General features: G+C 67.5%; 12 protein-coding genes. 7 read left to right on the plus strand and 5 right to left on the minus strand.

The features are described 5' to 3' along the window. Window positions 1-373: 373 nt before the first annotated feature. The 3 genes from phnY to psrA form a co-directional block, all read right to left on the minus strand. Window positions 374-1819 carry a phosphonoacetaldehyde dehydrogenase gene (phnY, locus tag AC1Q6V_RS32460; RefSeq protein ID WP_010813478.1) on the minus strand — a complete coding sequence of 482 codons (1446 nt, stop codon included), beginning with the start codon at window positions 1817-1819 and terminating at the stop codon, window positions 374-376. Between the two features lie 85 nt (window positions 1820-1904). Beyond that, complete coding sequence (locus AC1Q6V_RS32465; RefSeq protein ID WP_010813479.1) at window positions 1905-3209, minus strand: MFS transporter; 1305 nt, start codon at window positions 3207-3209, stop codon at window positions 1905-1907. A 79-nt stretch (window positions 3210-3288) separates the two neighbouring features. Further along, entirely contained in the window at window positions 3289-4380 is a 1092-nt protein-coding gene (gene psrA / locus AC1Q6V_RS32470; RefSeq protein WP_011616827.1) for an iron-containing alcohol dehydrogenase PsrA, read from the minus strand. A 244-nt stretch (window positions 4381-4624) separates the two neighbouring features. Between psrA and AC1Q6V_RS32475 the strand changes: the two genes are divergently transcribed. After that, a complete protein-coding gene (locus AC1Q6V_RS32475; RefSeq protein WP_010813481.1) occupies window positions 4625-5491 on the plus strand; it encodes a LysR substrate-binding domain-containing protein in 867 nt (288 codons plus the stop codon). A gap of 172 nt (window positions 5492-5663) precedes the next feature. Here AC1Q6V_RS32475 and AC1Q6V_RS32480 read toward each other — a convergent pair whose 3' ends face one another. Together AC1Q6V_RS32480 and AC1Q6V_RS32485 are read right to left on the minus strand one after the other, a co-directional pair. Continuing rightward, on the minus strand, window positions 5664-6500 hold the full coding sequence (locus AC1Q6V_RS32480; protein ID WP_011616826.1) for a DUF2182 domain-containing protein: 837 nt from the start codon (window positions 6498-6500) through the stop codon (window positions 5664-5666). Window positions 6501-6508: 8 nt separating this feature from the next. After that, window positions 6509-7285 (minus strand): DUF899 domain-containing protein, encoded by a 777-nt coding sequence (locus tag AC1Q6V_RS32485; RefSeq protein ID WP_454749144.1) that lies wholly within the window; start codon window positions 7283-7285, stop codon window positions 6509-6511. Window positions 7286-7383: 98 nt separating this feature from the next. On the opposite strand from AC1Q6V_RS32485, the gene AC1Q6V_RS32490 reads away from it, so the two are divergent. The 6 genes from AC1Q6V_RS32490 (at window position 7384) to AC1Q6V_RS32515 (ending at window position 12120) form a co-directional block, all read left to right on the plus strand. After that, a complete protein-coding gene (locus AC1Q6V_RS32490; RefSeq protein ID WP_010813484.1) occupies window positions 7384-8604 on the plus strand; it encodes a hypothetical protein in 1221 nt (406 codons plus the stop codon). A 34-nt stretch (window positions 8605-8638) separates the two neighbouring features. Next, the gene (locus AC1Q6V_RS32495) at window positions 8639-9307 is read left to right on the plus strand and encodes a Vgb family protein (protein WP_011616823.1); all 669 of its coding nucleotides are present in this window, start codon (window positions 8639-8641) and stop codon (window positions 9305-9307) included. A gap of 109 nt (window positions 9308-9416) precedes the next feature. Continuing rightward, on the plus strand, window positions 9417-9611 hold the full coding sequence (locus AC1Q6V_RS32500) for a lipoprotein (RefSeq protein WP_010813486.1): 195 nt from the start codon (window positions 9417-9419) through the stop codon (window positions 9609-9611). A 124-nt stretch (window positions 9612-9735) separates the two neighbouring features. Then, window positions 9736-10269, plus strand: coding sequence for a hypothetical protein (locus tag AC1Q6V_RS32505; RefSeq protein WP_010813487.1), 534 nt, complete (start codon window positions 9736-9738; stop codon window positions 10267-10269). A 110-nt stretch (window positions 10270-10379) separates the two neighbouring features. Next, a complete protein-coding gene (gene serA / locus AC1Q6V_RS32510) occupies window positions 10380-11597 on the plus strand; it encodes a phosphoglycerate dehydrogenase (RefSeq protein WP_454749143.1) in 1218 nt (405 codons plus the stop codon). A 175-nt stretch (window positions 11598-11772) separates the two neighbouring features. Further along, window positions 11773-12120, plus strand: a complete 348-nt coding sequence (locus AC1Q6V_RS32515; protein ID WP_454749142.1) for a hypothetical protein — start codon at window positions 11773-11775, stop codon at window positions 12118-12120. Window positions 12121-12154: the final 34 nt, after the last annotated feature.

Raw genomic sequence — 12154 nt, forward strand, 5'->3', positions numbered from 1 at the left:
AGTGCAGCAGCTCGCGCGCGTGGCGCGCCCAGAAGCCTTCATAGTCACGCTCGGCTTCGTCGCACAGCGCCTGGTAGACGTCCATGCCGGGGATCGCGGCCTTGGCGCTGGCGTGGCGGGATGGCGGGAACATCCGCCCTTCGTGCACAACGGATTGAATGCTTGTCATGAAAGCTCGGAAACAGGGATGCGGCGCAGGACAGCGCCGCCTGAAAACAAAGCAGCCGCCTGCTCAGGCGGCCAAATCCGGGGTGGCGGTGCCGGAGACCCCACCTGGCCCCGGCTACCGGAGACACCAGCAGAAACTACGCGCCGGGGCAGGCAGCGCAGGGACGAACTGCGCTGCCGCCCCCGGCGCACGGGCCACCGCCGCTTACCACGGCAGCGAATACGTCTTGGTATTGGTAAAGCTCTTCATCGCCTCCAGCACGCCTTCCTTGTAGCCCAGTCCGGAATCCTTGATGCCGCCGAACGGCGTCAGCTCCAGGCGATAGCCCGGCACCTCGCGCACATTGACGCTGCCGACCTTCAGCTCCCGCACGAAGCGCGTGATGTAGTCGAGCCGGTTGGTGCAGACCGACGACGACAGCCCGTACGCAGTGCCATTCGAGATGCGGATCGCATCTTCAATGTCCCTGAAGCGGATCACCGGCGACACCGGCCCGAAGGTCTCATGCCTGGCCACGGTCATTTCGGGATCGACATGATCGAGCACCGTCGGCGAGTACAGCGCACCGCGGCGGATATTGCCGTAGCGCAGCGTGGCCCCGGCGGCAATCGCTTCATTGACCACCGCCTCGAACTGGATCGCCGCGGCTTCGTCGATGACCGTGCCCATGTCCACCTTCGGGTCCATGGGGTCGCCATAGTTGAGCGCTTCGGTCTTCGCCACCAGCAGGTCGACAAAGCGGTCCGCCACCGACTCATGCACCAGCATGCGCTTGATCGCCGTGCAACGCTGCCCGGAGTTCTTGTACGAGCCGCTGGCGGCCAGCGTGGCGGCCTCTTCCAGGTCGGCGTCTTCCATCACGATGATCGGGTCATTGCCGCCCAGCTCCAGCACCTGGCGCTTGTAGGTGGCCGTGGCGGCGATGTACTTGCCGATCGGCACGCCGCCGGTGAAGGTCACCAGGTCCACGTCCGGGTGCGTCAGCATCTCGTCGGCGATCTCGCGCGGGTCGCCGGTGATGACCGACAGCATCTGCGGCGGCAGCCCGGCCTCATACAGGATATCGGCCAGCAGGTAGGCCGCCAGCGGCGTCTTCTCGCTGGGCTTGAGCACCATGCGATTGTTGGTGGCCACCGCCGGCGCCACCTTGTGGATCACCTGGTTCAACGGGTGGTTGAACGGCGTGATCGCGGTGATCACGCCCAGCAGCGGCTCGCGCAGCGTATAGACCTTGCGGCTCTTGCCGTGGTGGGTCAGGTCGCACGAGAACACCTGGCCGTCGTCGACCAGCGCCTGGTTGGCGGCAAACAGCAGCACGTCGGAGGCGCGGCCCACCTCGTACAGCGAATCCTTGCGGCACAGGCCGGATTCCAGCGTGATGGTGCGCGAGATCTCGTCCAGGCGCGAGGCGATGATCTCGCCGGCGCGCATCAGGATCTTGTAGCGTTCATAGCGCGTCAGCGTGGGCTGGTAGTCGCGCGCGATGCGGTAGGCGCGGCGCACTTCGTCGAGCGTGGCCTTCGGCACGGTGGCGATGACTTCGCCGGTGTACGGATAGGTCACCTCGATCACGTCTTCGCGGTAGATCTTCTCGCCGGCGATGCGCAGCGCTTCGTGGCGGATTTCGGCAATGGCTTGCAATGCGGTCATGAGCTTGCCCTCTCGGGTCTTGAGCAGTGTGTGGAAGGAGATGCAGCCGTCGCGGGCGGGCCGGCAAGGCGCCGGCCCGGCGCGCTCAGCGGCGGATGAAGGCCGCGATCACGGCGCTGATGATGCAGCTGGTTGCCACGATCGGGAACACCAGCGAGGTATTGCCGGACTGGTCCAGGATGCGGCCGATCAGGGGTTCGCCCAGGCCTGCGAGCAGGTACGAGAAGAAGTTCAGGATACCGGTGGCGGTGCCGGCCCGCTTGGCGCCGACCAGGTCCGGGCACAGCGCCCAGAAGGACGAGGCGGGGCCGTACACGAAGAAGCCGGCAAGGAACAGCGCGACGATCGCGCCCATGCCCGTGGGCAGCTGGTACATGATCATCGAGGCAATCGCACCCAGCACCATGTAGAGCATGATGGCCTTGCTGCGGCTGGAGCCGAACAGGCGGTCGGAAATCCAGCCGTTGGACAGCGCGCCGAAGGCCATGCCCACCGGCAGCGCCACCGAGATCCAGGCCGGGTCGATCAGGGTCTCGGCGCTCTTCCAGTTCTTGCCCAGGAAGTGGACCGGCACCCAGACGATCAGGCCATAGCGCGCGGCATTCTGGAAACCGATCGACAGGCCCGCGATCAGAAGCCGCGGGTTGCGCAGCACGGCCTTGTAGCGCGACCAGGAGCTTTCGCCGGCATCGGTCTCGACTGCGGTGGCCTTCTCCGCACCCTCGGCCTTGGCAACGCCGGTATCGGGCGACTTGAAGCCAAGGTCTTCCGGCCGCTCGCGCACGATCAGGAAGAAGGTGATGCCGCCCACCAGCATCAGCAGCACCGGCAGGCGGAAGATCCAGCGCCAGTCCAGGTGCAGGATATTCACGACCACGATCGAGGTGACGAACGACAGCACCGAGGCGCAGCCGGCCGCGAACACGTAGAAGCCGTAGACTTTGCCGCGCTCTTCGGCGCCCCACCAGTTCGACAGCAGCCGGCTGCCGGGCGCCCAGCCAAGGGCCTGGAAGTAGCCGTTGATGCCCCAGGGAATCGCCAGGCTCTTGAAGCCGACGGCGAAGCTGACCACCCAGTTGGCCGCGCACGACAGGATCGCGCCGGCGGTCATCACGCGGCGGCCGCCGAACTTGTCACCCAGGTTGCCGTTGATGGCCTGCCCGATGGCGTAGCACCACAGCAGGCAGGTGGAGGCCCAGCCCAGCGCTTCCTTGGAAAACCCGAATTCCTGCTGGATGCCGGGAATGGCGAAGCCAAAGGTCTGCCGCCCCGTGTAGAAGAAGAAGTAGCAGAACATCGCGGCCAGCAGCATGCGCCACTGGGCGCGCCGGAACGAATGCTCGGCTGGAGCGACGAACGCCCCTGCCTGGATGCGATCGGCAGTTTCCATTTTTTTCTCCTCTTGTATTGTCGGCCCGTATTGCGGGCTCGTGTTGGCCGGCTGCACCCGTCGGCCGGGGGTCGTGCCACTAGGCCGGCACAGCGCCGATGAAGTTCTTGCCCCGGGCGCCGTCCAGCGCACGCGCGATCATGGCGCCGGCCTCGTCGTCGGAGACGCCGTAGTCGGCAAACTCGGTCTTCACGCCCAGGTCCTGCAGGAAGGCGCGCAGCCGCTGCTGCCCGTCGCCCAGCACCGGCCCGAACAGCCGCTGCAGCGTGCGGTCGCGGTCGGGCCGGCGTGCCCACGCCTTTTCAAGCACCATCGGCAGCGTGAACGAGCACGCGATGCCGTGCGGCAGGCCATGGCGCAGCGTCATTTCGTAGGAGATGGAGTGCGCAAGTGCCGTCTTGGTATTGGAGAACGCCAGTCCGGCCTTGAGGGCGGCCAGCGCCATGCGCTCACGCAGGCCAATGTCGTCCAGGTTGCGCACCAGTTCCGGCAAGGTGTCGAAGATGTCCTCCACCGCCGAAATCGCGAAGGTGTCGGAAACCGGGTTGGCGTTGACGTTCCAGATCGATTCCAGCGCGTGGGACAGGGCATCGAGCCCGGTGGAGATCGTGGTGTCCCGCGGCACCGACATCATCAGCTCCGCATCCACGATGGCCGCTTCGGGCCAGGTTGCCTGCAGGTGAAGCGAGTACTTCTTCTGGTTCGCGGCGTCCCAGATGGTGGCCCAGGGCGTCACTTCGCTGCCGGTGCCGGCAGTCGTCGGCACCGCGATCAGCGGCTTGACCTGCGCCGGCGTGAACGCCTTGCCGGTCGCCAGCAGGCTGATCAGCGAATCGAACCGGCCCGACCTGGTCCCTACCATCAACGCCTTGGCGGTATCGATCGCGCTGCCGCCACCGACCGCAACGATGGCGTCGCAGGCGTCGGCGTCTTCCCAGAAGCGGTTGTACAGGCCGGACAACTGGGCGACATCCGGGTTCGGCTGCACGTCTTCGATCAGCCCGGCAAGGTCTGCGCCCAGCAGGGCTTCAAGCCGCGCCACCAGTCCCAGCGCACGCGCTTCGGGAAAGGTCACGACGACGACGCGCCGGCCGTGCAGCAGGGCCGGGAGCCGGTCAAGGCTGCCAGCCCCGCAATGGATCGACACGGGGTTGTGGTAGGCATGGTTCATGGGGTCTCCTCACTTCTTTTCTGGGTAGCCTGGGCGGCGGCTTGAGCCGCGTTTCCTGGTGGCTGAAGTTTGGGAGACGCCAAACCCCCGGTCCAATCGCATCTTTGACGGCGAGGTGCGCCAAAACCGATGGATCGCCGGCACGCTGCCGGCCTCGGGGAAACCCTGTACGCAACGGCACGCGTCTGTGGGAGACTCGCCGCACACGCCGCGCAGAACGGCGGCCAGCTCCCATCGAGACCCCATGTTCCACCAGTACTACAAGTCGATCCGCTGCTTCCATGCGGTCGCCCGGACGGGCGGCTTTACTGCCGCGGCGCAATACCTGCATATCGGGCAGCCGACCGTGACCGACCAGGTCAAGGCGCTGGAGACGCGCTTCGGCGTGGAGCTGTTCCTGCGCGCAGGCCGCACCGTGCGCCTGACCGACACCGGCGAGCGGCTCTACGCCATCACCCAGGGCTTGTTCGGGCAGGAAGCAGAGGCCATGCAGTTCCTGCAGAGCGCGCACAAGCTCAAGACCGGGCTGGTGCGCGTGGGCGCGGTGTCACCGCCGATCGCGCTGGGGCTGGCGCGTAGTTTCCGTTCCACCCATGCTTCGCTGGAACTGACGGTCACCATCGGCTCGGAAGCCTCGGTGCTGCGCGGCCTGCAGGATTTCGATATCGACGTCGGCATCCTGGCCGAGCCCGATCCGGTCGATGGCCTGCATATCGCGCCGTATCGGAGAGAGCGCATCGTTGCCGTGATGCCGGCCGGCCATCCGCTGGCCGCGCGCGCTTCGATCACGGTGCAGGAGGTCGCCGGCGAAGCCGTGATCCTGCGCGAGCCGGGCTCGAAGACCCGGCTCCGGGTTGAACGCGCGTGCGCACAGCATGGCGTGGCGCTGAACTGCGTGATGGAGATCAACAGCCGCGAGGCCATCCTGCATGCAGTGGCCAATGGCATGGGCATCAGCTTCGTCACGCAGATCGAATGCATCCCGCTGCCGGGCCTGCAGGTGGTGCCGGTCGACGAGCCGCTGCTGTCGATCGATTACTCGCTGTGCTGCCTGGAGGTGCGCAAGGAGCGGCCGCTGATTGCGGCGCTGTTCGCGGTCGCGCTGGGCTAGTGTCCTGTTCCGCAGATAGCTTGCCAACGTGAAATCGTCCAGTTGGTCGTCAGGCTAGGCGCGAGGAGGCGCCATAGCCGTAGCTATGGCAACGACGAGCAGCGACGCATGGCGGCCAACTGGGCGATTTCATGGCAAGCTATCTGCGGAACAGGACACTAGTACCCCGCCGTCATCCGCCCCAACCTGCCTGCACAAGCGTAGCCACGCCCACGCCGACCAGGACGGCCCCGGTAAGCCGTACCGCAAGCCTGGCCACGCGCGCACCTGCCGGCATCCATCGTTCGAGCGTCATCGCCAACATCACCGCTGCCATCACGCGCAGGTCCATCACGCCCATGACGAGCAATGCCGCAGTCAGGCCCGCACAGCACCGGGTGCAGTGCAGGCCCAGCCGCAGGCCATGGCGCCACGCCGAGCCGGCATCCGCCGGCAGTGCGCGCGTGCGGCCCGCTGCGTTGGTGCAGCAGGCAAGCTGCCGTGCTTTCCACGGGGTGAACTGCAGCACGCCTGCCATCACCAAGACCACCGCCGTGGCGAGCGGAACCGCGCGCGCCAGGCCCTGCGCCTGCACGGCTATCGCCGCCAGCGCAGCGCCAACCGGGAAAACGGCGAAGCCCACCATGCCCCACACGAAGAAGTAGCCGGCGCCCGCCAATACCGTCGACATGCCCGGGCGCACCTGCCCTGCCGTCGCCAGGGCCTGGCGGTAGCGCCACAGTATCGGTGCCAGTGAGGGCAGCATCATCGGCACCATCATGGCGATCCACATGCCGAGGAAGGCCATTGCCGTGCGGGCCCAGGTCTGGCCGCACATCCGCATCCACGCCATCGACATGGTCCAGCCGCCGGGCATCGGCATCGCGCTCATCGCCGGCATGGATGCATGCCAGGCGAGTGTCGCCGCCCCGCCGGCGATGAATAGCACGGCCACGATGCCAAAGAAGGCAAGGCGCGGGCCGGTGCCGCGTGAGCGCGCCAGCCTGTGCGTGGTGAGTACGATGGACATGGAATGCCTCAGCCCTGCTCGTATTCATCGTGCCGGCGCCACCAGACCCCGGCCTCGTTGCGTCCGCGCGGTGCGCGATCCAGCCACTGGTACATGCCCCACAGGCCATCCAGCCCGCGCGCATAGGTGGAATAGGTGTGGTACACAACGCCATCTTCCAGCGCGAAGGCGCTCATGCCCGGCCGGTCGCGCTGGTACGTTGCGGCATCGGTGCCGCACATGGCAGCAAACTGGGCCTCGGCCGCTGCGCCGCCGGCCTCCAGTTCAGGTCGCCAGGCGAATGCCGCCTCGCGCCGGTAGTTGTAGTCGATATCGCCCTGGCGTTGTTGCGCTTCGCTGAACCAGACGTTGAAGTCCGTGTTGAAGTCGCTGCCCTGCGACGATGCCCACGGGAAGGTCCAGCCCATGCGCCGCTGGTACGCCTGCAACTTCGCCAACGGTGCCCGCGACACCGCGGCCAGCGTGACGTCGTGATGCGCCAGGTGGACGACAAAGCCGTCAAACCCGTCCGCAATCGCGGAGCAGGACGGGCACCCTGCCTGGTAGTCCGGGCCGAACATGAAGTGGTAGACCAGCAGTTGCGAACGTCCCTGGAACAAGTCTGCCAGCGAGGCGCTGCCCGCCGCGGTCTCGAACCGGTAGGGCTTGTCGATTCGAACCCACGGCAAGGCCTGGCGCTGCCGTGCCAGTTCATCGCTGCGTCGGGTGAGATCCTTCTCGGCCTCGAGCAGTTCACGCCGCGCGGCCAGCCATACTTCACGGGTTCCGGTGCTGTGTGTGGTCATCGTGCATCCCTCCGTTGGTTGGTGTTCGTGTGCTAGATTAGGCGCCGGCTTCCAACGGTGGGAGTGACAAGTGTGGCGGGATTTCTGGCGGGATTCGGATGGACTCACGCATTGCCGCCGCGGCGCTCGCGCTTGCCGCGGGTGATCCGCTTGGCGCGCTGAACCGGGTTGCCCTGCGCGACGATCCGCCGGCGCTGGCGTTGCGCGGCATCGCCATGGCGCAACTGGGCGACTTTATCCGCGCCCGGGCACTGTTGCGCAGCGCGGCGCGCGCCTTCGGTCCGCGCGAAGCCGTAGCGCGCGCCAGGTGCGTGGTGGCCGAAACGGAAATCGCCTTTGCCTCGCGCGACCTGGGCTGGCCGGCAAAGACGCTGGACCGTGCGCGCGCCACCCTTGAAGCGCACGGCGACTGGGTCAACGCCGCCCATGCGCGGTATCTCGCGATCCGGCGGCTGCTGCTGATCGGCCGCATCGACGACGCCGAGCAGGCGCTTGCCGGGCTTGACCCCACTCCCTTCCCGCCCGCATTGCGCACAACCCATGCCCTGATCGTGGCGGGCATCGCGATGCGGCGCGTGCAGACCCGGCCGGCGCGCACCGCGCTGGCACAGGCCGCGCACGCGGCGCAGCGCGCCGGCATTCCATCCTTGCGCGCCGAGGTCGAAAGCGCGGCCCAGGCGCTGCACAGCCCCGCGGCACGCCGCATCGCGCGCGGCGAGGAACGGCCGCTGCTGCTTGAGGAAGTCGAAGCGCTGCTGGCATCGAAAGCGCTGGTCGTGGACGCGTGCCGCTATGCCGTGCGCTGCGCTGGCACCACGGTCCCGCTCGCCAGGCGGCCGGTGTTGTTCACGCTGGCGCGCGCGCTGGCCGAGGCCTGGCCCGCCGACGTGCCCCGGGACACGCTGATCGCGCACGCCTTCCGCACCAGGCACGCCGATGCATCGCACCGCGCGCGGCTGCGTGTCGAGATCGGGCGGCTGCGCGCGGTGCTTGGCGCATTTGCCGGCGTCACGGCAAGCGGGCGCGGCTTCGCGCTGGTGCCGCACCGCGCGCGCGAGGTGGTGGTGCTGGCGCGGCCGGTGGAAGAGAAGCACGCGGCAGTGCTCGCCTTGCTGGCCGATGGCGAGTCATGGTCCAGCTCCGCTCTCGCGCTGGCGCTGGGTGCCAGCCAGCGCTCGGTGCAGCGGGCACTGGAAACGCTGGCGGCAGCCGGCAAGATCCAGTCCCTTGGCCACGGGCGTGCGCGCCGCTGGATGACGCCGCCGGTGCCGGGATTCACGACGACCTTGTTACTCCCCTCGCCGCTGCCGGTTGACTAGCATGTAGCCATCCCCAAACCAAAAGGATGACAGCATGAAACGATCACAAGCCGAAGTGCTTCGCGAGTATGGTCCCTTCCCCGGCGTCGAGAACGTCCACGGTGTCAGCTATGACGGCCAGCGGGTCTGGTTTGCCAGCGGAGACAAGCTCAATGCCCTGGATCCGGTCACCGGCAGGACGCTGCGCTCGCTCGATGTCGCCGCCCATGCCGGTACTGCTTTCGACGGCCAGCACCTGTACCAGATTGCCGAGGACCGGATCCAGAAGATCGATCCGCAAAGCGGCCGCGTGCTGGCCACGATCCCCGCGCCGGGCGGCGGCGGCGACTCGGGGCTTGCCTGGGCCGAAGGCACGTTGTGGGTGGGCCAGTACCGGGAGCGGAAGATCCGCCAGGTCGATCCACAGACGGGGGCGATCCTGCGCACCATCACGTCCGACCGCTTTGTCACCGGCGTCACCTGGGTCGATGCCGAGCTCTGGCACGGCACCTGGGAAGGTGACCAGAGCGAGCTGCGGCACATCGACCCGCAATCGGGCGCGGTGCTGGAATCGGTCACCATGCCGGCCGGCGCGAGCGTGTCGGGGCTGGAGTCCGATGGCGGCGACCAGTTCTTCTGCGGCGGCGGCAACAGCGGCAAAATCCGTGCGGTGCGCCGGCCCCGGCCAGCCGGGAAGCGCCCCGCCGGCGGCGCGGGCAAGTAGCCGGCATTCACCCTGAGCGGACTCGTTTTCACTATTCCTTACAGACAAAGGCGCTGCCACCATCTATTCTCCTGTCGCAAACGGAATCCCCCACAACAAGGAGAATGCGATGAAATCCGCTCTGGCCCTTCTGGTCGCCTGCAGCGCACTGCTGGGTGGCTGCGTGGTAGCCCCTTATGACACCTACGGCAGCGGCCCCCAGGGCTGCCCGCCGGGGCAGGCAAAGAAGGGCAACTGCCGCGTCGACCCGTACGGCAACGAGTCCTTCTGCCCGCCGGGACAAGCCAAGAAAGGCCGCTGCTGAGCCAGCGCCGGCGCAGCACTGACCGGCCGGCCCCAGCTGCCCCCGGCACCAGCCGGTGTTGCACGGGCCGGCCTGGCGGACGGAGAATGGCCGGATGCGGGCATCTCGTCCGCAGGAGAGCGCCATGCAATCCCGCACGCCATCCCGGTGTATCGGCGAACTGTGCGTCGCCGCTGTCGTGCTCGGCTCGCTCGGAGCCTGTGCGACCTTGCAGCCGGAACAGACCGGCAAGCAAATGATCGGCAGCCCGGAAAGTGCCGTACGCAGTACATTCGGATCCCCCACCGAGACCTACCGCCTCGCCGACGGCACCAGCCGCTGGATCTGGTCGCGCCAGCCCCTTGGCCATCAGGTCTATGCCGCCGATTTCGACGCCGGCGGCAAGCTCACCAACTATCGCCAGATGCTGACCGAGACGGAGATCTACCGCGCCCAGGTCGGGACCTGGACCAAGAAGGACGTGCAGGAGCACTTTGGCCTGCCGCGCGAGCCCATCCAGTACTACCCCCTGATGAAGCGTGAAGCCTGGTCCTGGCGCATGTACAAGGATGGCTTGCAGACCGCGCATTTCAGCTGCTACTTCGATGATGCCGGCGTGCTGCGCCAGACCATGATCATCGTCGACCCGCTCGGCGGCGACGCGCGCCACTCGCGCTGAAGCGACGCCAGCGAGGCAGCCGGTGCCATTGCCGGCAGCAGGGACTCCCCGGTCCACGGGCTTTTTTGCGCGCAGAATGGTGGCGATGCGGCAAGCGCCGCCAACCCTCCATGCGGAAAACAAACGTGACCACTGCGATCCTGCTCGAGAACATCCACCAGAGCGCCAATGCCCGGCTGGCTGAAGCCGGCCTGCAGGTCGAGCGCCGCACCGGCGCCCTGGCCGGTGCCGAACTGCGCCAGGTGCTGGCCAGCCACGACGTGATCGGCATCCGCTCTGCCACCCACCTGCGCGCCGACGACATCCGCAGCGCGCCCGAGCTGCTCTCGATTGGCTGCTTCTGCATCGGCACCTCGCAGGTGGACCTGGAAGCCGCCACCACGGCCGGGATCCCGGTGTTCAACGCGCCCTTCTCCAACACCCGCTCGGTGGCCGAGCTGGTGGTGTCGGAAGCGGTGATGCTGCTGCGCCGGATTCCGGAGAAGAACACCCTGGCACACGCCGGCAAGTGGGCCAAGGGCGCCGCCGGCGCGTTCGAGGCGCGCGGCAAGACCATCGCCATCGTCGGCTACGGCAATATCGGCTCGCAGGTGGGCGTGCTGGCCGAATCGATGGGCATGCGCGTGGTCTACTACGACGTGCTGGCGCGACTCTCGCACGGTTCCGCGCGCGCCGCGGGATCGCTGGAAGAGGCGGTGTCGCAGGCCGAAGTGGTGACCCTGCATGTGCCAGCCACGCCGCGCACGCGCAATATGATCGATGCGCGCATCCTGGCCGCCTGCAAGCCGGGCGCGATCCTGATCAATGCCTCGCGCGGCAGCGTGGTGGACATCGCCGCGCTGGCCGCGGCGCTGCGCGAGAAGCGCCTGGGCGGCGCCGCCATCGACGTGTTCCCGGAGGAGCCGAAGACCAACAACGATCCTTTCGTCAGCGAACTGCAGAACATGCCCAACGTACTGCTGACCCCGCACGTGGGCGGCAGCACCGAAGAGGCGCAGGAGAATATCGGCACCGAAGTGGCGGCCAAGCTGGCGCACTTCCTGGCCACCGGCGGCACCATCGGCGCCGTCAACTTCCCCGAGGTCGATCCCGGCCCGCTGCACGCGCCGGCGCGGCTGCTCAATGTGCACGGCAACGCGCCGGGCGCCCTGGCGGCACTGAACACGCTGCTGGCGCAGGAAGGCGTGAATATCACCGGCCAGCACCTGCAGACGCGCGGCCACACCGGCTATGTGGTCACCGACCTCGACCGCGTGCCGTCAGACCAGCTGATGCAGGCGCTGCGCACCCATGCAGGCTTTGCCCGCTCGCGGCTGATCCTGCGATAGGGCAGCGGCCGTCCCCAGGCTCAATTGTCACAGAAGTGTCATAACTCTTAAGAATGTTCTGAAACCGTCGCTATGATGAATATGGCCCACGCGCGGATCCGTGGGCCTGCACTGTGCCGGTTCTCAGAGGCGCCCTGTCTCGGCGCCACGCTGACAATAAGAGAGAGGGGTAGTCATGAAAACGGTCGAACTCAGCAGGAAGGCCGCCGGCGTTGCCGGCCGGCTGGTCGCAGTGGGCGTTCTGGCAGCCGCGGGTATCGGCACCGCTGCCGCGCATACCGGCACCATTACGTTCCTTGGGGGAATCTCGTACCCGTCCTGCGGCTTCCGTCCGTCCGCCGGACAGTTGCAGGCGAACTGCCAGCAGCCGTCGGGGCAGATCGTCTCGGCGCCGTTGCCGTTGTCGCCTGCCCGGATGACCGGGCAAGCCCGCATCGGCGTGGCAAGGCTGGACGTCGAGCCCGCCCGTGCCGGGCAACGCGGCACGCCGGACGCGTACGTGGTGGTAGTGACCTACCAGTAAACGCGCGGCAGGCAGGCGCCCGCACCAGCCGGCC

It is taken from the genome of Cupriavidus sp. GW823-FHT07B10 (genome assembly GCF_058794355.1).

Coding starts and splice junctions, on each gene's coding strand:
- phnY (WP_010813478.1), bottom strand. CDS start 1,819: ATGACCGCATTGCAAGCCATTGCCGAAATCCGCCACGAAGCGCTGCGC.
- AC1Q6V_RS32465 (WP_010813479.1), bottom strand. CDS start 3,209: ATGGAAACTGCCGATCGCATCCAGGCAGGGGCGTTCGTCGCTCCAGCC.
- psrA (WP_011616827.1), bottom strand. CDS start 4,380: ATGAACCATGCCTACCACAACCCCGTGTCGATCCATTGCGGGGCTGGC.
- AC1Q6V_RS32475 (WP_010813481.1), top strand. CDS start 4,625: ATGTTCCACCAGTACTACAAGTCGATCCGCTGCTTCCATGCGGTCGCC.
- AC1Q6V_RS32480 (WP_011616826.1), bottom strand. CDS start 6,500: ATGTCCATCGTACTCACCACGCACAGGCTGGCGCGCTCACGCGGCACC.
- AC1Q6V_RS32485 (WP_454749144.1), bottom strand. CDS start 7,285: ATGACCACACACAGCACCGGAACCCGTGAAGTATGGCTGGCCGCGCGG.
- AC1Q6V_RS32490 (WP_010813484.1), top strand. CDS start 7,384: ATGGACTCACGCATTGCCGCCGCGGCGCTCGCGCTTGCCGCGGGTGAT.
- AC1Q6V_RS32495 (WP_011616823.1), top strand. CDS start 8,639: ATGAAACGATCACAAGCCGAAGTGCTTCGCGAGTATGGTCCCTTCCCC.
- AC1Q6V_RS32500 (WP_010813486.1), top strand. CDS start 9,417: ATGAAATCCGCTCTGGCCCTTCTGGTCGCCTGCAGCGCACTGCTGGGT.
- AC1Q6V_RS32505 (WP_010813487.1), top strand. CDS start 9,736: ATGCAATCCCGCACGCCATCCCGGTGTATCGGCGAACTGTGCGTCGCC.
- serA (WP_454749143.1), top strand. CDS start 10,380: ATGCGGAAAACAAACGTGACCACTGCGATCCTGCTCGAGAACATCCAC.
- AC1Q6V_RS32515 (WP_454749142.1), top strand. CDS start 11,773: ATGAAAACGGTCGAACTCAGCAGGAAGGCCGCCGGCGTTGCCGGCCGG.